The organism is Pseudomonas sp. GL_103 (assembly GCF_057835175.1).
On the sequence record NZ_CM174420.1, the window covers coordinates 1,911,869 to 1,930,524 of the forward strand.

The 18,656-nt window shown below is 60.1% G+C and carries 14 protein-coding genes and 4 tRNA genes; 11 read left to right on the forward strand and 7 right to left on the reverse strand.

All coding sequences use genetic code 11. The features are described 5' to 3' along the window. Window positions 1–67 precede the first annotated feature (67 nt). Window positions 68–292, reverse strand: coding sequence for a hypothetical protein (locus AC3IP0_RS08705; protein WP_007898912.1), 225 nt, complete (start codon window positions 290–292; stop codon window positions 68–70). A gap of 1,008 nt (window positions 293–1,300) precedes the next feature. Between AC3IP0_RS08705 and AC3IP0_RS08710 the strand changes: the two genes are divergently transcribed. Both AC3IP0_RS08710 and AC3IP0_RS08715 read left to right on the forward strand, forming a co-directional pair. Then, the gene (locus AC3IP0_RS08710; protein WP_489318935.1) at window positions 1,301–1,624 is read left to right on the forward strand and encodes a sel1 repeat family protein; all 324 of its coding nucleotides are present in this window, start codon (window positions 1,301–1,303) and stop codon (window positions 1,622–1,624) included. A gap of 175 nt (window positions 1,625–1,799) precedes the next feature. Then, on the forward strand, window positions 1,800–3,164 hold the full coding sequence (locus AC3IP0_RS08715) for a DNA recombination protein RmuC (protein ID WP_162252406.1): 1,365 nt from the start codon (window positions 1,800–1,802) through the stop codon (window positions 3,162–3,164). 76 nt (window positions 3,165–3,240) lie between these two features. On the opposite strand, the gene AC3IP0_RS08720 is transcribed toward AC3IP0_RS08715, so the two are convergent. Beyond that, entirely contained in the window at window positions 3,241–6,711 is a 3,471-nt protein-coding gene (locus AC3IP0_RS08720) for a hybrid sensor histidine kinase/response regulator (RefSeq protein ID WP_489327174.1), read from the reverse strand. Between the two features lie 208 nt (window positions 6,712–6,919). Here AC3IP0_RS08720 and AC3IP0_RS08725 point away from each other — a divergent pair, with 208 nt between their 5' ends. From AC3IP0_RS08725 to AC3IP0_RS08735, 3 genes are all read left to right on the forward strand, one after another. After that, on the forward strand, window positions 6,920–7,231 hold the full coding sequence (locus tag AC3IP0_RS08725; RefSeq protein ID WP_150674188.1) for a cupin domain-containing protein: 312 nt from the start codon (window positions 6,920–6,922) through the stop codon (window positions 7,229–7,231). A 105-nt stretch (window positions 7,232–7,336) separates the two neighbouring features. Beyond that, complete coding sequence (locus AC3IP0_RS08730; protein ID WP_489318937.1) at window positions 7,337–8,488, forward strand: TDT family transporter; 1,152 nt, start codon at window positions 7,337–7,339, stop codon at window positions 8,486–8,488. A gap of 96 nt (window positions 8,489–8,584) precedes the next feature. Beyond that, a complete protein-coding gene (locus AC3IP0_RS08735; RefSeq protein WP_489318938.1) occupies window positions 8,585–10,459 on the forward strand; it encodes an MFS transporter in 1,875 nt (624 codons plus the stop codon). 124 nt (window positions 10,460–10,583) lie between these two features. Here AC3IP0_RS08735 and sugE read toward each other — a convergent pair whose 3' ends face one another. The 3 genes from sugE to rdgC all read right to left on the reverse strand — a co-directional run bounded on the left by sugE (window position 10,584) and on the right by rdgC (window position 13,060). Further along, window positions 10,584–10,898 carry a quaternary ammonium compound efflux SMR transporter SugE gene (gene sugE, locus AC3IP0_RS08740; RefSeq protein WP_007977599.1) on the reverse strand — a complete coding sequence of 105 codons (315 nt, stop codon included), beginning with the start codon at window positions 10,896–10,898 and terminating at the stop codon, window positions 10,584–10,586. A gap of 118 nt (window positions 10,899–11,016) precedes the next feature. Then, window positions 11,017–11,982, reverse strand: coding sequence for a bile acid:sodium symporter family protein (locus tag AC3IP0_RS08745; RefSeq protein ID WP_007977600.1), 966 nt, complete (start codon window positions 11,980–11,982; stop codon window positions 11,017–11,019). Between the two features lie 157 nt (window positions 11,983–12,139). Then, complete coding sequence (rdgC, locus tag AC3IP0_RS08750) at window positions 12,140–13,060, reverse strand: recombination-associated protein RdgC (protein ID WP_007969735.1); 921 nt, start codon at window positions 13,058–13,060, stop codon at window positions 12,140–12,142. Window positions 13,061–13,219: 159 nt separating this feature from the next. On the opposite strand from rdgC, the gene AC3IP0_RS08755 reads away from it, so the two are divergent. The 4 genes from AC3IP0_RS08755 (at window position 13,220) to AC3IP0_RS08770 (ending at window position 13,757) form a co-directional block, all read left to right on the forward strand. Further along, a tRNA-Val gene (locus AC3IP0_RS08755) sits at window positions 13,220–13,295 on the forward strand. Between the two features lie 19 nt (window positions 13,296–13,314). After that, a tRNA-Asp gene (locus AC3IP0_RS08760) sits at window positions 13,315–13,391 on the forward strand. Window positions 13,392–13,589: 198 nt separating this feature from the next. Next, window positions 13,590–13,665: transfer RNA gene (locus tag AC3IP0_RS08765), tRNA-Val, on the forward strand. Between the two features lie 15 nt (window positions 13,666–13,680). Further along, window positions 13,681–13,757: transfer RNA gene (locus tag AC3IP0_RS08770), tRNA-Asp, on the forward strand. 128 nt (window positions 13,758–13,885) lie between these two features. On the opposite strand, the gene AC3IP0_RS08775 is transcribed toward AC3IP0_RS08770, so the two are convergent. Continuing rightward, entirely contained in the window at window positions 13,886–15,022 is a 1,137-nt protein-coding gene (locus AC3IP0_RS08775; protein ID WP_489318939.1) for a catalase family protein, read from the reverse strand. A 28-nt stretch (window positions 15,023–15,050) separates the two neighbouring features. Continuing rightward, window positions 15,051–16,853 carry a di-heme-cytochrome C peroxidase gene (locus AC3IP0_RS08780; RefSeq protein ID WP_489318940.1) on the reverse strand — a complete coding sequence of 601 codons (1,803 nt, stop codon included), beginning with the start codon at window positions 16,851–16,853 and terminating at the stop codon, window positions 15,051–15,053. A 269-nt stretch (window positions 16,854–17,122) separates the two neighbouring features. Here AC3IP0_RS08780 and bamJ point away from each other — a divergent pair, with 269 nt between their 5' ends. Then, window positions 17,123–17,839, forward strand: a complete 717-nt coding sequence (gene bamJ, locus AC3IP0_RS08785) for a BamJ family beta-barrel-assembly machinery protein (protein ID WP_489318941.1) — start codon at window positions 17,123–17,125, stop codon at window positions 17,837–17,839. A gap of 292 nt (window positions 17,840–18,131) precedes the next feature. Continuing rightward, on the forward strand, window positions 18,132–18,587 hold the full coding sequence (locus AC3IP0_RS08790) for a YkvA family protein (RefSeq protein WP_489319735.1): 456 nt from the start codon (window positions 18,132–18,134) through the stop codon (window positions 18,585–18,587). Window positions 18,588–18,656 lie beyond the last annotated feature (69 nt).

The following is an 18,656-nucleotide window of genomic DNA, read 5'->3' on the forward strand; positions in this document are numbered from 1 at the left end:
AATATCAGGCAATAAAAAGCCCCGCTTTTCGGGCAGGGCTTTTGGGTTTTTCAGCCTTTCTGGCGTTTCAGGCAACCAGTGCCTGACGGGTACGCTCGATCACGGCCTGCAGCGGCTCGGCGCTGGAGTATTGATCGGGGTACAGGCGTTCGCTGTGACGAGCGATACCGTGTTCGTTGACCAGAGTGAAGCTGAAGCAGCCTTTGCGAGCGGCCATGATCAGGCAGTTCATTGGTGCAAAAGCGTTGGTTAGGGTGCGAATGGCATCCTGAGTGTGGATTTGAGTAGACATTATTGGGTGTTCCTACAAATGACACGGATAAGAACCGTGCAACGTTAAAACGTTCCAGTAACGTCGATCACCATTGATCGAACGAAGAACCCGACTGGAACAAAGCAGCCAGTTTGAAGCGCTGATAAGTTGGCGCGCTTGGGCTGGCAGGTAGGTACTTAGGAGGGCAGGCAACACATCGAGGGCAAAGGTTCTGGGCCCGGGGTGAAGATCCTGATCAATTTGCAGGTTGGTTCGAGCAGAGTAGGCAGGCGGAGCAACACCCTTTGCTTTCGATTCAAAGGTTGTGTTGGCGCAAGATTTACCTGGAAACCATCGAGGTGGTCGATCCCGCTTGTTCGGTGGAGGCTTCCGTCGGGAAGGCTGACCGGGGGGATTTGTTCGACCAGAATTGACTTTCAGCTTGGTACTAACGCCGCGGATACTAACTGATTGAACTGGCCAAGGGAAGTGTGTTAGCGAAAAGAATTACCCGGCAGGTGCCCGATCGGGCTGTTTTGCCTTCGCAGAGGCGCGTACAAAGCTACGCGGCCCGGGATTGATACGCCCTGTTTCGGGACACAAACCGACCACTGGTCATCGAAGTTTGTAGCAATGCCGCCGTCCAGGCACCGGGTTTGCCAAGGCTTATCCCCAGGCACGACAAAAAAATGCGCCGAAAAAGGGCGTCGATATAACCATCGCAAAGGCACTTGTGCACATTAGTTGCGCGGTCTGTCACCCCGCTGTCATCTCACGTTCAAGCGTAATGGCTGCCTGTAACCAAAATTTAAGTCAATGAAAAACATCGCTTTTTTTTACTGGTGAAAAAATCGTCAGTTTGACTGCGAGCCCCATTCCACAGGGCTTTGAGCGGGTTCGAAGGCGGTTGTCCACTGAGTTATCCACAGCTTCTGTGGATTGTCCCGAGCGCTTGCTCTAGGACGGGCGTGCCGGGATATTTTCAGCTTTACCTGTAAGAAAAAGAGAGTAAAGTTGCGCGCCTTCTGATCTGCCCCACAGTGCTTTATGAAGTTTCACTCAGCCCCTGTTTCCTCTTCCTCCACACCGCCCTCTGTTGCCCCTACCAAGCGCTTTTCCATGCGCGTGGCGGAGTGGCTGTTGGACAGTCCGCATCTAGGCGAAAACCGTAACGTCAAACACATCGCCGGACGTTTGCTCAAGCAACCGGCCCGTGAAGGCGTGGTGGCTGCGCAAAGCCGTCTCGGCCAGTTGATGTGTCGCGAATGCGGGAATGCCCGGGACCGCCGGATTGGTCAGGACCTGTTGCGTCAGGCCGCTCGGGCAGGCGATCACCGCGCTCAACAGGAACTGGGGCTGATCGAAGACTGAGCTGTCCAAGACCGGACGCCTTGGTTAACCTTCAGGCTTTATCCGAATGGCAGGAGTGGCTATGGCAATGGACTTGACCAGCGTATTGCTGGGTCTGGCAGGGGCAGCGTTGCCGTTGCTGGTATTGACCTGGCAACTGCAACGTCGGGCCAGCACCACGCAAGCCGATGTCGCGCTGCTGCAAGAACGCCTGGCCATGGCGCAACTGGCGCAGGACGGATTGAACGCCCAGCTCGAGTCCAGCCGCGATGAAGCGGCTGATCTGACCCAGGCCAACGCCGCCAAACAGGCTGATCTGGCTGCGCTGCGTCGTGAAGTCGAGCTGTTGCAGATCGAGCGCGACGACGCCCGGGACGCCGCCCATGCGTGGAATATCGAACGCGCCGGCAAAGAAGCCGAGTTGCGCCGTCTGGATGCCCAGGCCGCGTCGCTCAACGCCGAATTGCGCGAGCAACAGGACAGTCATCAGCAACGCCTCAACGACCTGCAAGGTTCGCGGGACGAGTTGCGCGCGCAGTTCGCCGAGCTGGCGGGGAAAATTTTCGATGAGCGCGAGCAGCGTTTTGCCGAAACCAGCCAGCAGCGCCTGGGGCAGTTGCTCGATCCGCTCAAGGAACGCATCCAGTCCTTCGAAAAACGTGTCGAGGAAAGCTATCAGAACGAGGCTCGCGAGCGATTCTCCCTGGCCAAGGAGCTGGAACGCCTGCAACAGCTGAATTTGCGCCTGAGCGATGAAGCCACCAACCTGACCCGCGCCTTGAAAGGGCAGAAGACCCAGGGCAATTGGGGCGAGCTGATCCTTGAGCGCGTGCTCGAGCATGCGGGGCTGGAGAAGGGCCGCGAGTACCAGACTCAGGTCAATCTCAAGGGACCGGACGGCGAGCGCTTCCAGCCGGACGTGATCATTTATCTGCCGGGCGACAAGCAGGTGGTGGTCGATTCCAAGGTCAGCCTGACGGCCTATCAGCAATACGTCGCGGCTGAAGACGAGGCCATCGGCCAGATCGCGATCAAGCAGCACGTGCTGTCGTTGCGTAATCACGTCAAAGGCCTGGCCGGCAAGGATTACAAGCGCCTCGATGGCTTGCACAGCCTGGATTTCGTGTTGCTCTTCGTGCCGATCGAGGCGGCGTTTTCGGCCGCGCTGCAGGCTGAGCCGACGCTGTTCCAGGAGGCGTTCGATCGCAACATCGTGATCGTCAGCCCGACCACCTTGCTGGCGACCCTGCGTGTGATCGACAGCCTGTGGAAGCAGGAGCGCCAGAGCCAGAATGCCCGGGAAATCGCCGAGCGGGCCGGGTGGCTGTACGACAAGTTCGTGCTGTTCATCCAGGATCTGGACGAGGTCGGCAATCGCCTGCAGCAACTGGACAAGGCCTACAGTTCGGCACGCAACAAGCTGACAGAGGGACGCGGCAACCTGGTCAGTCGCAGTGAACAACTCAAGCTGCTGGGCGCACGGGCGAGCAAGAGCCTGCCGGCGGACTTGCTGGAGCGGGCGATGACCGATGTCGATGGGCTGGTCGAGTTGCCAGAATAGCCCCGGGCGAGCGTGTAATGCTGTTCACTTAAGAGATAGAGCAAACAATAAGCAACCTGTGGCGAGTTGATCCTCGCTACAACGGAATGTACCGACTCAACAACGCGCGCAACGCCGCCGGTTTCACCGGTTTGGCCAGGTAATCCAGCCCCGCGGCATGCACCAGGTCGACCGTCTCCGGCCGGCCATCGGCGCTGATCACCACCCCCGGAACCGGTTCGCCCATTTGCGTGCGCAACCAGGCCATCAAATCGGTTCCGGTCTCGCCATGATCGAGGTGGTAATCCACCAGCGCCAATTGCGGGCGCATGCCTTCGCCAAGCAACGCGGCGCATTCCTCGCGATTGCGCGCGGTCCACACCTGGCAACCCCAGCGGCTGAGCAGGCTATTCATGCCGATCAGGATGCTGTCCTCGTTGTCGATACACAGCACCTGCGCGCCATTGAGCAACTTGCCATTGAGCTCGGCGACCTTGACCGGCGCTGCGGTTTGCGCCCGGGCCAGCGGCACGCTGACGCTGAACACGCTACCGCGTCCCGGCCAGGAGCGTACGCGCAAGGTATGACCGAGTACGCGACAAAGCCCGTCGGCAATCGCCAGCCCCAGGCCGAGGCCTTTTTCAGCCCGTGTCTGGTGGCTGTCGAGGCGCTTGAACTCTTCGAAAATCACCTGCAGTTTATCTTCCGGAATACCTGGCCCACGGTCCCAGACTTCCAGGCACAGTTGATCTTTGTGCCGGCGAACCCCCAGCAGCACCGGCCCTTTGCCGTAGCGGAAAGCGTTGGTCAGGAAGTTCTGCAAGATCCGCCGCAGCAGTTTGATGTCGCTGTCGACCCGCAACGTGCTTGCGCGAACCCGGAACTCCAGTTTTTGTTCTCGCGCCAGCACCTTGAACTCTGTACCGAGGGTGTCGAACAGTTCGTTGAGGGCGAATGGCTGGCGATTGGGGTTGATCTTGCCGTTTTCCAGGCGGGAAATGTCCAGCAGGTCGCTGATCAAGTCCTCGGCCGAGCGCAGCGAGCTGTCCAGGTGCCCGACCAGTTTCTGTGCTTCGCCAGACAGACTATCGCCCTGATGGGAGAGGGCGGCGGAGAACAGTCGCGCCGCATTCAACGGTTGCATCAAGTCATGGCTGACGGCGGCAAGGAAGCGGGTCTTGGACTGGTTGGCGGCCTCGGCGGTGCCTTTGGCTTCGGTCAGGGCAACGTTAAGCTGCGACAATTCGTGGGTCCGTTCGGTGACCCGTCGCTCCAGGCCTTCGTTGGCTTCGGTCAGCGCCTGCTCGGCTTCGCGGAACGCGGTGATGTCGGTAAAACTCATGACGAAGCCGCCGCCCGGCATCGGGTTGCCGATCAGCTCGATCACCCGGCCATTGGGGAACAGTCGTTCGGAAGTGTGCGCGCGGCCCTGGCGCATCCAGTGCAGGCGACGCGCGACGTGCACTTCGGCTTCGCCGGGACCGCACAGACCGCGCTCGGCATTGTGGCGAATGATGTCGGCGATGGGCCGGCCGACTCTGATCAGGCCATCCGGGTAGTTGAACAAATCCAGATAGCGACGGTTCCAGGCCACCAGTTTCAGCGACTGGTCGACCACACTGATGCCCTGGGTAATGTTCTCGATGGCGCCTTGCAGCAAGGCACGGTTGAACTGCAGCACTTCCGAGGCTTCGTCGGCGATGCGCACGACGTCCTCCAGTTGCATCTCCCGGCCTTCAATGGCGGCTTTTACCACCGCGCGGGTCGAGGAGGCGCCGAGCACACCGGCCAGCAAGCGTTCGGTATGGGCGATCCATTCACTGTCGGCGTTCTGGTTCGGGTTGAAGCCCTTGCCCTGGCGATAGGCAAAACGGATGAAGCTTTGACGGGCGCGTTCTTCACCGACGAAGCGCGCCGCCAGTTGCAGCAGGTCGTCGATCTGCACCGCCAGCATCGAGCGCGCGCTGGGGCGGGCGCTGATTTCCTGGCCGATGAAGCGGCCCGCCTGCCAGTGCTCGGAAACCCGGGTGCGGGACAGCACCGAGACCCAGGCGAACAGCGTGAAGTTGCCTGCCAGCGACAGCACCACGCCTTGGGTCAGCGGGGTGATCGGCAGGTTCAGTGGATTGCTGTGCAACCAGGCCAAGCCCGGGAAGGTGCTCAAGGACAGGCCGAGGCTGAGGGCGGCAATCGGCAGGATCAAGGTGTAGAACCACAGGAAGGTGCCCGCGGCGAGGCCGGCGAAAACACCGCGGCGGTTGGCTTGCTTCCAGTACAGCGCACCGAGCATGGCGGGGGCCAGTTGGGTCACGGCGGCGAAGGCGATCTGGCCAATGGTCGCCAGGCTGGCGGTCGAGCCCAGCAGGCGATAACTGACGTAGGCCAGCAGCAGAATGACCACGATGCTGACGCGGCGCACCGACAACATCCACTGGCGGAACACTTCGAACGGACGCTCGGCGTTGTTGCGACGCAGCAGCCAGGGCAGCAGCATGTCGTTGGACACCATGGTCGACAGCGCCACGCTGGCCACGATCACCATGCCGGTGGCCGCCGATGCGCCACCGATAAACGCCAGCAGGGCCAACGCCGGATGCGCCTGGGCCAGGGGCAGGCTGATGACGAACGAGTCCGGCAACACCGAGCTGGGCAGCATCATCTGGCCGGCCAGGGCGATCGGCACGACAAACAAGGCGGCGAGGGCGAGGTAGGCCGGGAATACCCATTTGGCCAGGCGCAGATCCTGAGGATCGATGTTCTCGACAACGGTCACGTGGAACTGCCGTGGCAGGCAAATGATCGCCATCATCGCCACACCGGTCTGCACCACCATCGACGGCCAGTTGATGGTTTCCTTCCAGTACTGTTCGAGGCGCGGCGCCAGCATGGCCTGGTCGAACAGGTCGTCGAAACCGTCGTACAGGCCGTAGGTCACGAAGGCGCCGACGGCGAGAAACGCGAACAGCTTCACCAGCGATTCGAAGGCAATGGCCAGCACCATGCCGCGGTGGTGCTCCGTGGCGTCGAGGTTGCGGGTACCGAAGACGATGGTGAACAGCGCCAGCACGAGCGACACGATCAGTGCGGTGTCCTGGGCACGGGTGCCCATGGCGTCGGCACCGGCGCCGATCAGCAGGTTCACGCCGAGCACGATGCCTTTGAGTTGCAGCGCGATGTAGGGCAACACACCGACCAGGCAAATCAGCGCCACCACCACCGCCAGCGACTGGGATTTGCCATAGCGTGCGGCGATGAAGTCGGCGATCGAGGTGATGTTTTCCTGTTTGCTGATCATCACCATTTTTTGCAGGACCCACGGCGCGCCGACCAGCAACAGGATCGGCCCGAGGTAGATCGGCAGGAACGACCAGAGCTGTTCGGCGGCCTGGCCCACGGCGCCGAAAAAGGTCCAGCTGGTGCAGTAGACCGCCAGCGACAGGCTGTACACCCAGGCGCGCACACGCGGCGGCAAGGGCGCGCTGCGACGGTCGCCATAGAAGGCGATGGCGAACAGGATGGCCATATAGGCCAGGGCGACGACGGCAATCAGCCCGGTGGACAGCGACATGGGGACTCCAGACAAAAGACTTCCGGTGCTTGCGCCCGGACAGACAGTCTCGCACGACCGCCAGCGTTAGTCAGTGTCGACCAAGGTCGTGGCGTGGCGGGGTGTCGCAGGAGGATTTTCAGTGTCTGGACTGGCCTTATCACGTTCCGCCATCACTTGTATCCGGGTTAGCCTTGGCACCCACTCAGTTCACTCGAAGGATCGGACCATGAAGATCATCCGCAGCAAATCGTTCACTGGCGAGCGTGCCTGGGCCGCGCTGGACATCGCCAGCATGAACGGCATCACTACGCGGCTGCACTGGACCGATCAACCTTACAAGTGGCACGTCAACGATGGCGAGGAAGTGTTCGTGGTGCTCGATGGCCAGGTGCGGATGCGTTATCGCGAAGAGGGAGTGGAGCGGGAAGCTTTGCTGGAGGTCGGTGACATTTTTCATGCCTCGGTTGGCACTGAGCATGTGGCGCATCCGCTAGGACCGGCCCGGATATTGGTGATCGAATCGGAAGGGAGTGTCTGAGGCTATATAAGTGATATCGATAAGATATAGAGATATTACCCGTTATATAGATATTCTATTCGGATCTAACATGGGCTCTACCTCACGAGAGGACAGGAGTTCGCCATGACATGCGCCAATAGCATCAAGCCCGGAATCAAACCTTTCAGTCACTTGCAGCATCCCCGCGAGGTGATCCGCCAGTTCACCCCCAACTGGTTCGCGGCCACCATGGGCACCGGCGTGCTGGCGTTGGCACTGGCGCAATTGCCGGTCGCCATGCCTGCCTTGCACGCCTTTGCCGAAGCCCTCTGGCTGTTCAATATCGCTCTGTTCCTGCTGTTTACCGCGGTATACACGGCGCGTTGGGTGCTGTTTTTCGACGAGGCGCGGCGGATTTTCGGTCACTCCACGGTTTCGATGTTTTTCGGCACCATCCCCATGGGCCTGGCGACCATCATCAATGGCTTTCTGGTGTTTGGCCTGCCGCGCTGGGGCGAAGGTGTGATTCACCTCGCCGAGGTGCTGTGGTGGCTGGATGTGGCCATGTCGCTGGCGTGCGGCGTGCTGATTCCCTACATGATGTTCACCCGTCAGGAGCACAGCATCGACCAGATGACAGCGGTCTGGTTGTTGCCGGTGGTCGCGGCAGAGGTGGCGGCTGTCAGCGGGGGGCTGTTGGCGCCGCATTTGGCCGACGCTCATGCGCAACTGGTGGTGCTGGTGACCAGCTACGTGCTCTGGGCCTTTTCCCTGCCGGTGGCCTTCAGCATCCTGACCATTCTGTTGCTGCGCATGGCCCTGCATAAACTGCCCCACGAAAACATGGCCGCCTCGAGCTGGCTGGCCCTTGGCCCGATCGGCACCGGTGCGCTGGGCATGCTGGTACTGGGCGGCGATGCACCGCTGATTTTCGCGGCCAACGGTATGCCGGGAGTCGGTGAGATTGCCGCTGGATTGGGTCTGGTGGCCGGCATCACTCTATGGGGCTTCGGCCTGTGGTGGATGCTGATGGCGTTGCTGATCACTGTGCGCTACCTGCGTGCCGGCATTCCCTTCAATCTCGGCTGGTGGGGCTTCACTTTCCCGTTGGGCGTCTATTCTCTGGCGACGTTGAAGCTGGCCAGTACCTTGAACCTGACGTTTTTCAGTGTGTTTGGCTGCGTGCTGGTGGCGTTGCTGGCGGTGATGTGGCTGATCGTCGGCAAGCGCACGGTGCTGGGCGCCTGGCGTGGCGAGCTGTTTGTCTCGCCGTGCATTGCCGGATTGAAGAAATAACCGGCAAAGATTGGGTAATGTGTGGCCTGGATCGACGTTCGATACTCCAATAAGAATCCAGGCCACTCGCTACCTAACATCAGGGACACATGGAAGATGAGTCACCCCTCACAGTTCACCTTGCTGCGCACCCGGCGCTTCCTGCCGTTCTTCATCACCCAGTCCCTCGGGGCGTTCAACGACAACGTGTTCAAGCAGTCGTTGATCCTCGCCATTTTGTACAAGCTGACCATCGAAGGTGACCGCTCGATCTGGGTCAACCTGTGTGCGCTGCTGTTTATCCTGCCGTTTTTCCTGTTCTCGGCCCTGGCTGGGCAATTCGGGGAAAAGTTCGCCAAGGACGCGTTGATCCGCCTGATCAAGCTTGGGGAAATCGCCATCATGGCGGTCGGTGCCGTCGGCTTCATGTTCGATCACCTGTGGTTGATGCTGGTGGCGCTATTCGCCATGGGCACCCACTCGGCGCTGTTCGGGCCGGTGAAATACTCGATCCTGCCACAAGCCCTGCATGAAGAAGAGTTGGTAGGCGGCAACGGCCTGGTGGAGATGGGCACCTTCCTGGCGATCCTTGCCGGCACCATTGGCGCCGGGGTCATGATGTCTTCGGCGCATTACGCGCCGGTGGTGTCTGCGGCGATCATCGGCACTGCCGTGCTCGGTTACCTGGCCAGTCGCAGCATTCCCCGAGCGGCGGCCGCCACGCCGCAAATGCGCCTGAACTGGAACATCTTCAGCCAGTCCTGGGCCACGTTGAAACTGGGCCTGGGGCAAACGCCGGCGGTGTCACGCTCGATTGTCGGCAACTCGTGGTTCTGGTTTGTCGGGGCGATTTACCTGACGCAGATCCCGGCCTATGCCAAGGAATGGATGCACGGCGACGAAACCGTGGTGACGCTGATTCTGACGGTGTTCTCGGTCGGCATCGCATTGGGTTCGATGCTCTGCGAGAAGCTCTCTGGGCGCAAAGTCGAGATTGGCCTGGTGCCGTTCGGATCGTTCGGCCTGACCGTTTTCGGTCTGCTGCTGTGGTGGCATTCCGGTGGAATCCCGGACAGCGCCACCGGCCATGGCTGGATCGATATCCTCGGTTTTGGCCACGCCTGGCTGGTATTGCTCGACATCCTCGGCCTGGGCGTCTTCGGCGGTTTCTACATCGTGCCGCTGTACGCGCTGATCCAGTCACGCACCGTGGAGAACGAGCGGGCGCGGGTGATTGCCGCCAACAACATCCTCAATGCGTTGTTCATGGTGGTGTCGGCGATTGTCTCGATCGTCTTGCTGAGTGTGGCCGAGCTGTCGATCCCGCAGCTGTTCCTGGTGGTGTCGTTGCTGAACATCGGCGTCAACGCCTACATCTTCAAGATCGTCCCCGAGTTCACCATGCGTTTCATGATCTGGCTGCTCAGCCATTCCATGTACCGCGTCGAGCACCGCAATCTGGAGCTGATTCCCGATGAAGGCGCGGCGTTGCTGGTGTGCAATCACGTGTCATTCGTCGACGCCTTGCTGATTGGTGGCGCGGTACGTCGACCGATTCGCTTTGTCATGTACTACAAGATCTACAACCTGCCGGTGCTGAACTTCATCTTCCGTACCGCGGGGACGATTCCGATTGCCGGGCGCCAGGAAGACATCCAGATATATGAACAAGCCTTCACGCGCATTGCCCGGTATCTGAAGGACGGGGAGCTGGTGTGCATCTTCCCCGAGGGTAAATTGACCGCCGATGGCGAGATCAACGAGTTCAAGGGCGGGTTGACGCGGATTCTCGAAGAGACGCCGGTGCCGGTGATTCCGCTGGCCTTGCAGGGGTTGTGGGGGAGTTTCTTCAGCCGCGATCCGGGCAAGGGACTGTTTCATCGCCTGTGGTCGCGGGTGACCTTGGTGGCGGGGCCGGCGGTGGCGGTTGAAGTGGCGGAGCCAGTGAAGTTGCAGGCGTTGGTGGGGGAGTTGCGCGGGGCCGTTAGATAGCGGTTGTTTGCGCGGGCCGCTTCGCGAGCAGGCTCGCTCCTACAGGTTTTGTGTTGTGCCACACACAGTAGGCACGCCTTCAATCCCTGTGGGAGCGAGCCTACTCGCGATGGCGATCTGAAAGTTAAGCGCTGACCTTCAGGCCAACGAGCCCGGAAATGATCAACGCCACACTCGCCAACCGCACCAGCGCCATGGATTCGCCAAACAGGATGATCCCGGCGATCACCGTGCCAACGGCGCCGACACCGGTCCAGATCGCATAGGCCGTACCCAGCGGCAACTCCTTCATTGCAAGGCCGAGCAAGCCAAGGCTGATAGCCATGGCTGCAACGGTCAACACGGTGGGGAGCGGGCGGGTGAAGCCGTCGGTGTACTTGAGGCCGACGGCCCAGCCGACTTCGAACAGGCCGGCGAAAAACAGAATGATCCAGGACATGAAGACCTCCATCGTCTGACGGGGTCGTCCCCTGATTAATGACTCGATCGAGCCGCGAGGTCGTCCTCGCGTTGGGCAATATAGTGCCCAGCATTAACCCGGGGATCAAGTTTTCAACTCAGTCACTGACCTGTTGCGCCGCCATTTCCCGATCCTGTTTCTCGCTCATGCGGCGGAAATACGTAGAGAGCAATGCCCCGGAAATGTTGTGCCACACACTGAACAGTGCACTTGGCACCGCCGCCAGCGGCGAGAAGTGTGCGCTCGCCAACGCGGCACCCAACCCGGAGTTCTGCATGCCGACTTCCAGGGCCAGGGACTTGCGCTGAGCCAGAGGCAGCTTGAACAGGCGCCCGGTGAAGTATCCCAGCAGGTAGCCGAAGCTGTTGTGCAGCATGACCACGGCCATGATCAACAGACCGGACTCTGCGATCTTCGCCTGGCTGGCGGCGACGACTGCGGTGACGATGATCACGATGCTGACCACTGACACCAGCGGCAACACGTCCACGGCGTGGCGAACCTTGTCGCCGAGCACCCGTTGGGCAACCACACCCAGTACGATCGGCAACAGCACCACTTGCAGGATCGACCAGAACAACTCCATGAACGACACCGGCAACCAGGCCGAGGCCAGCAGCCAGATCAGGGCTGGGGTCAGCAGCGGGGCGAGGAGGGTGGTGACGGCGGCGATGGCCACCGACAGCGCCAGGTCGCCACGGGCCAGCCAGGTCATCACGTTCGACGAAGTGCCGCTCGGGCAGCAGCCGACCAGAATCACGCCGACGGCGATTTCCGGTGGCAAGTGGAACGCCTGGCAGAGCAACCACGCCACGCCGGGCATGATCACGAAATGTGCAACCACGCCCAGGGCCACGCGCCATGGATGGCGAGCGACTTCGGCGAAGTCTTCGAGTTTGAGGGTCAGGCCCATGCCGAACATCACCAGCCCCAGCAAGGGCACGATGGCGCCCTTGAGGCCGAGGAACCATGCCGGCTGCAGAAACGCCACGACGGCGAAAATCAGTACCCAGTAAGCGAAGGTGTTGCCGACAAAACGACTCAAAGCAGCCAGTGCGCGCATGGCTTGATCCTTGTTATGTGAAAGCGTTAGGGAGCTAAGCATACGCTGCTCGCAAAAAAAGATCGCAGCCTGCGGCAGCTCCTACAAGGAAACGCATTCCAGATGTAGGAGCTGCCGCAGGCTGCGATCTTTTTACAGAGGCTAACGATTCAGGCGATCAGATGCCTTGCGGAGTCTCTTCACCACCCAACGCTTCAACCAACGCCGGCAGGAAGTCGCCGAAGGTCAGCATCATCAGGGTGAAGCTGGCGTCCAGTTGGCCCAGGGCTTCGTCGCCGCCGTCCTGTTCCGCCTGGTCTTGCAGCAGGTCTTCGAATTTCAGGCGCTTGACCACCATTTTGTCGTCGAGGACGAACGACAGTTTGTCCTGCCAGGCCAGGGACAACTGAGTGACCACTTTGCCGGTGCTCAGGTGCAGCTGGATTTCTTCGCTGGTCAGGTCCTGGCGCTTGCAACGCACGATGCCGCCGTCTTCGTGGGTGTCGCGCAGTTCGCACTCGTCCAGCACAAAGAAATCGTCCGCGGCTTTCTGGGTGGTGACCCACTCGGTCATGGTCGCGGTCGGGGACATCTTCACGGTCAGTGGGCGCACCGGCAGGGTGCCGATCACTTCGCGCAGGGTCGACAGCAAGTCTTCGGCGCGTTTCGGGCTGGCCGAGTTGACCAGGATCAGGCCCTGTTTCGGCGCGATGGCGGCGAAGGTCGACGAGCGGCGGATAAAGGCGCGGGGCAGGAAGGCCTGGATGATTTCATCCTTGATCTGGTCGCGCTCCTTCTTATAGACCTTGCGCATTTGCTCGGCTTCGATCTCTTCGACCTTTTCCTTGACCGCGTCACGCACGACGCTGCCCGGCAAAATACGTTCTTCCTTGCGCGCGGACACCAGCAGGAAGTCACCGCTGACGTGTACCAGTGGCGCATCTTCGCCTTTGCCGAACGGCGCGACGAAACCGTAGGTGGTCAACTCCTGGCTTGCACATGGGCGCGCCAGTTTGGTGGCCAGTGCAGTTTCCAACGCCTCGGCATCAACAGGCAGATCTTGGGTCAGGCGATAGATAAGCAGGTTTTTGAACCACATGGGGTGAGTCTCTCCTTTATACAAAGGGGGGCATTATTGTCTTCGCCGTGCCATAGGCCAACCTTTCTCTAAGCCTTTGGAAGGGCTGAGAAAATTATTTTAAAAAGTGCTTGCCAGAGGTTGGGTCGCTCCGTAGAATGCGCGCCACACCGAAGCGAAGGGTGATTAGCTCAGCTGGGAGAGCGTCTGCCTTACAAGCAGAATGTCGGCGGTTCGATCCCGTCATCACCCACCATTCGTTTTCAGTGTTACGCGCAGCGGTAGTTCAGTCGGTTAGAATACCGGCCTGTCACGCCGGGGGTCGCGGGTTCGAGTCCCGTCCGCTGCGCCATATTCGGTAACCTGGAACACTGAACGCCAGGTCACCACGGAAAAGCCCGCTTAGGCGGGTTTTTTTCTGCCTCAAGTTTGACTGTTGTTCCTGTGGGTTGCGTTGTTTCACCGGTTTTTAGATTTTTTGAAAAAAACTTCAAATAAATCAACACTTTATAAAAACCTGTGGCATAATGTGCCCCGCAACGAAGGTAAAGGGTGATTAGCTCAGCTGGGAGAGCGTCTGCCTTACAAGCAGAATGTCGGCGGTTCGATCCCGTCATCACCCACCACTTTCAACGCTACGCGCAGCGGTAGTTCAGTCGGTTAGAATACCGGCCTGTCACGCCGGGGGTCGCGGGTTCGAGTCCCGTCCGCTGCGCCATATTCGGTAACCTGGAACACTGAACGCCAGGTCACCACAGAAAGCCCGCCTAGTGCGGGCTTTTTGCTATCTGGCGTTTGGCCAGTCCATAAGGCGATCCGAGGATCGCTTTTTTTGTGCCTGCCCGATTACTGCTCGGCATTGCGCCTGTGTCGGTAGTCGCTGACGGCTTCATACACGGCCTTGCGCAGGCGATTGATCCCGCCGATGGGGCGGTGCGCCTCGACGCCGAACCAGGGATTGAACGACTGGTTGTCGCATTGCAGGTTCAGCGTCGGTGTATCGAAGTCCTGCGCCGGCACCTTGATCCGCGCCACCGTCTCGAAGTGCGCATCGCTCTCGCGCCACTCAATGCTGGTGTCTTCGATCGGCATGTACTTGTTGGCGTCCTGTCGCTGGATCTGCAAGGCGAAACACGCCGTCACCCGGTCGGTCGACAGCTGTTGGTTCAGCGCATTACGCAGAAAGTTCGGCAGCTTGCGATTCTGTTCCGGCAGGTTGTAGGCCGGGCAGTTGTCCGGATCGGGCATGACCCGGAACTTCGCATTGGCTTCACCGAATTTGTAGGGTGAAACCGAAAAGTACGTCGTCTGGGTCGGGCTCGACGGGGCAGGGGCCAGTGTCGCCAGGGCAATGAACAGGTGGCGAACCTGCCAGGCGCGTGGATCCCGGCCGGGGAAGAAGGCCATCATCTTTTTACCGTCGGCCTGGGCGGCGACGTTCTGACGGTACTCGGCGACATTACTGACAAAGAAGTTCGGGTGGCTGAACATCACAAAGTCCTGTTCGCCTCGCCCCTGCCGGTCGCTCAACAGTTGCTTGCCCGGCACATCGAACAGTTTGATCGCCATGCCCCGGGCGTCGCGGATGCTGTCGAACTGCGGGTAGGCATTGCCGTTGGACAGGCGCATCGTCGCTTGCCAGGTTTTGCCCGGCTCGCTGAACACGCCCTGACGCAGCTCGCCTGGCAGTTCCGGCAGCACCTGAACCTCGGCCTTCACGCAGCCGTGGGCCTTGGCATGGGCGTCGCGCAGGTAGCGGGTGCTTTCACGGTGCTGATCGACGATGCGTACAGCGGTCTGGATGATGTCCCGGGTCATCGCGGCTTCGTCGTCCGCAATCAACTCCTGCGCCGAGACCGGCCCGCGATGCTGCCAGGCAAACCAGGCGCTGGCCAGGGCCCAGGCCAGCACACCGAGGCCCAGTGACCACAGCAACAGCCTGGCGAGGTAGGCGCCCAGGCGCAGCCAGAGGGTTATCAGCATGGGAAAGTCCTTTTGACTGCGGCTGTGGTCATGGCAATTGCGCTTCCAGCGGGCCGCCCAGCACTTTCAGATATTCCAGCAGTGCCCAGCGTTCTTGCGGCTGCAACCCGCGGCCGATCACGCCATTGCCGAGTTTGCCGGCACGGAATTCATGGCCACTGTTGTGGTTGCCGGTGATTCGCGTATCGAACAGAAAGCCATTGGCAAAGGCTTCGGTGCGGTAACCCAGCTGTCCCGGGTCGTACTCGAACGTGCCTTTATAGAAGGTGGTCGCACGCTCATCCTGAGGCGACAGCAATTGATAAATGCTCGGGATCGAACCGTTGTGCAGGAACGGCGCTGTCGCCCATACACCCGCCAATGGCCTGGCCTTGTACGAACGCATTTCACGTACACCGATCGGCAGGCCGAAACCGTTCATTTCAGGGCGCTCGGCAGGGGTGACATTAGCGTCTTGATAGGCGCGGTCCTGGACAAATGCGGTGACATAGGCCAGCCCCTTGGCCACGGACATCTTGCTCAGGTCCAGCGGTTCGTCGGGTTTTGGCTCGACATCGAGTTTTTCCAGTTCCGCCTGCTTCCATTGCAGCGCTGTCAGGTCGAAGCGATGGTCGGCGATGTTGTTGGCCGCGCCGGGGTCGGTGCCGATGTAATCCACCGGGAGCATTTTCAGGTGCTGGACGTATCGCCCTTCGCCCTGGCTGGTGCGCGGTACATGACAACCTGCGCAGTTTTCGGCGAACAGGGCGCGGCCCTTGGCTGCCAGGGGCTTGTCGACCGCGCCCAACAGGTCTTCCGGCCAGGCCGGCGGCGAAAGTCGTTGCAGGGTTTCTTCGATCAGGTGCAGATCGCGCACGCGGACACTGGAGGGATAGCGGGCGTCGCCCGTCAGCGGCTGGCCGTTCCTGTCGAAGAAGTTCAGCGTGGCGCCGACGCCCAGCGCCTCGCCGATGTTGCGGGCCATCGGTTGCTTCGCCGAGCCGTTCCACTGCACCCATTCGAACGTCCACATGTCCCACAACTGCGGATAATCGACCGGGGCATTGGCCACGCGGTAGTTGTCGGGGGAAATCGCATCACCGAAGCTGGCGTTGGCGATGCGCCCGAAGGCGTCTGTGCGCCCCGGGCCTTCCTCGGTCGGATAAAGCCCGCGATGGGTGTCGTTCCAGGCCACTTTTAGGAAGGTATCCATTGAAGATTTGAAATCTTTGCGCAACTGTTGGTGGCGCGACTCGTAGTCCTGGCCGAGCACATTGCGTGCAAAGCGCTCGAATTTCCACGGGTTGTAGTAAGTGGAGGCGAGGCTGGCCACCAGAGCCTGTCCGAAACTGCCGCCTTTGAGTGTAGGAACACTGGACGGCAGCACATGCTGCGCCGAGCCGCCATCGATACGCACGGCCTGGCCCTTGAAACGCAGTTCACCGGTGTGGCAGGCCGCGCAGGTGATATCCAGAAACATATCCGTGCTCCCCTCATTCTGGTGTCGGGTAAAGCCAGCGGGGAGGTTGCCGGGGTTATTCGGTGTCGGTTTGTGGCCGGGGTCCACCAGAAAGCCGAAGCGGGCGAGGTATTCGGGGGCGGCGAAGCGTTGTTGCGAGAAGGGCAGTTCGAGGGCGGTGAACCAGTCGTAGCGCAAGCCTTTGACCTGAGTGCCCTGGGGTGTGAAGTAATAGGTCTCTCGATCGGCGGCGCTCCATTGCTCCAGGTAATGCACCTGTTGCGCAGGCGACCAGGCCGGCAATTTCGGGTTGGCGACGTAGTAAAGCACCACGGCCATGACAAGTCCGAGCAGTACTGCGATGAGAGCCAGCAAGCGAAAGAAGAGGCGCAAGATAAACATCCTTGTCGAATTATCATGCTGTTATGCCCGAGTGCTGAAGGTGCGGCAAGAGGCCATTACGCCAGATATTGTAGGTTCAGGAATGAGCCTGCGTCGGAACAAGATGAAAGAAGCTTCATCAGCCGAATGGTGAAATGCGTTTAAACACCTGAACTTATCAATTGTTTCCGGCTCTCATGCCGGTAGCCATTGGTCGTGGCGGCCTGATAAGCTCGCGGCTTTACTCGATTGCCCTTTAGGCGCATGAACAAGGAAATAGCATGAAACAGCATCGGTTGGCGGCGGCGGTAGCCCTGGTTGGCCTGGTACTCGCGGGTTGTGATTCGCAGACCAGCGTAGAGCTGAAAACTCCGGCGCAAAAAGCTTCCTACGGCATTGGCCTGAACATGGGCAAGAGCCTGGCTCAGGAAGGCATGGATGACCTGGATTCCAAGGCTGTAGCCCAGGGCATCGAAGACGCCGTCGGCAAGAAAGAGCAGAAGCTCAAAGACGAAGAGTTGGTCGAGGCGTTCGCCGCACTGCAAAAGCGTGCCGAAGAGCGCATGGCCAAGATGAGCGAAGAGTCGGCCGCTGCCGGCAAGAAATTCCTCGAAGAAAACGCCAAGAAAGCCGGCGTGACCACCACCGCTTCGGGCTTGCAGTACGAAGTCGTGCAGAAAGCCGATGGCCCTCAGCCAAAGGCGACTGACGTGGTGACCGTTCACTACACCGGCAAGCTGACCAACGGCACCGTATTCGACAGCTCCGTCGAGCGCGGCAGCCCGATCGATCTGCCGGTCAGCGGTGTGATCCCGGGTTGGGTCGAAGGCCTGCAGCTGATGCACGTTGGCGAGAAGTACAAGCTGTACATCCCTGCTGACCTGGCTTACGGCGCTCAAAGCCCAAGCCCGGCGATTCCAGCCAACTCGGTGCTGGTATTCGACCTGGAACTGCTGGCCATCAAGGATCCGGCAAAAGAAGACGCCGCTGCCAAGTAACCGGCGCCTGCTTCGATAACAACGCCTCGCTCATGCGGGGCGTTGTTGCATCTGGCGTTCGGCAGGGGTAAACAAAACGAACAGACGCTCTAGGCCGGAGTCTTAGGCATAGTGGTGTTGGCGGTAGTCGCACAAGGCCGCCAAGTCAATGAAATTATGGGTTTTTTTTGATGAGTAAAAAACGCCCGATCTGAACGCAGGCCTTGTAACACGGGGCTTACAGCGGTGAAAAGCAGCTCTGTTCACAAGGTTATCCACAATTTGTGTGGATAACATTTCAACGGGAGGAATGATGAAAGCACCCTGGAGTTTCGCTCGTTTCCTGCCACTGGCCGGACGCCTGCTGGCACGGGGTCGATTGCCGACCCTGTTGTTCGCGGTCGCCAGCAAAGGCGCAAGCCAGGGCAACCGGTTGGGCAAGATCAAGGACGACTTGAAGCTGTTGCAGGCACTCTGCCTGGCCTACTGGCGTGGTGAGTATCGCGCCATCAGCCCCAAGGCGCTGGTTTCGGTCGTCGCGGGCCTGATGTATTTCCTCAGTCCGGTGGATGCGATCCTGGATTTCATTCCAGTATTTGGCATGCTCGATGACATCGCGGTACTGGCATGGCTGATGAAAGTGCTCGACGACGAGCTCAATGCTTTCCGCGTCTGGCGCAAACGGCAGGTGCCGGAGAAGCTCGCGGTGGTTGAGCGTCTGCCTGATACCCCCGAGCAACTTCAACTCCAAGGCCCGAAAAAACACTGAGTCGATTTCGGCCTGTTCACAGATTGATGTCCCCCGCGACCTTGGCCGCTGTTAGGATTACACTTCTAG

Coding starts and splice junctions, on each gene's coding strand:
- AC3IP0_RS08725 (WP_150674188.1), top strand. CDS start 6,920: ATGAAGATCATCCGCAGCAAATCGTTCACTGGCGAGCGTGCCTGGGCC.
- AC3IP0_RS08720 (WP_489327174.1), bottom strand. CDS start 6,711: ATGTCGCTGTCCACCGGGCTGATTGCCGTCGTCGCCCTGGCCTATATG.
- AC3IP0_RS08735 (WP_489318938.1), top strand. CDS start 8,585: ATGAGTCACCCCTCACAGTTCACCTTGCTGCGCACCCGGCGCTTCCTG.
- AC3IP0_RS08705 (WP_007898912.1), bottom strand. CDS start 292: ATGTCTACTCAAATCCACACTCAGGATGCCATTCGCACCCTAACCAAC.
- rdgC (WP_007969735.1), bottom strand. CDS start 13,060: ATGTGGTTCAAAAACCTGCTTATCTATCGCCTGACCCAAGATCTGCCT.
- AC3IP0_RS08730 (WP_489318937.1), top strand. CDS start 7,337: ATGACATGCGCCAATAGCATCAAGCCCGGAATCAAACCTTTCAGTCAC.
- bamJ (WP_489318941.1), top strand. CDS start 17,123: ATGAAACAGCATCGGTTGGCGGCGGCGGTAGCCCTGGTTGGCCTGGTA.
- AC3IP0_RS08710 (WP_489318935.1), top strand. CDS start 1,301: ATGAAGTTTCACTCAGCCCCTGTTTCCTCTTCCTCCACACCGCCCTCT.
- sugE (WP_007977599.1), bottom strand. CDS start 10,898: ATGTCCTGGATCATTCTGTTTTTCGCCGGCCTGTTCGAAGTCGGCTGG.
- AC3IP0_RS08745 (WP_007977600.1), bottom strand. CDS start 11,982: ATGCGCGCACTGGCTGCTTTGAGTCGTTTTGTCGGCAACACCTTCGCT.
- AC3IP0_RS08775 (WP_489318939.1), bottom strand. CDS start 15,022: ATGCTGATAACCCTCTGGCTGCGCCTGGGCGCCTACCTCGCCAGGCTG.
- AC3IP0_RS08790 (WP_489319735.1), top strand. CDS start 18,132: ATGAAAGCACCCTGGAGTTTCGCTCGTTTCCTGCCACTGGCCGGACGC.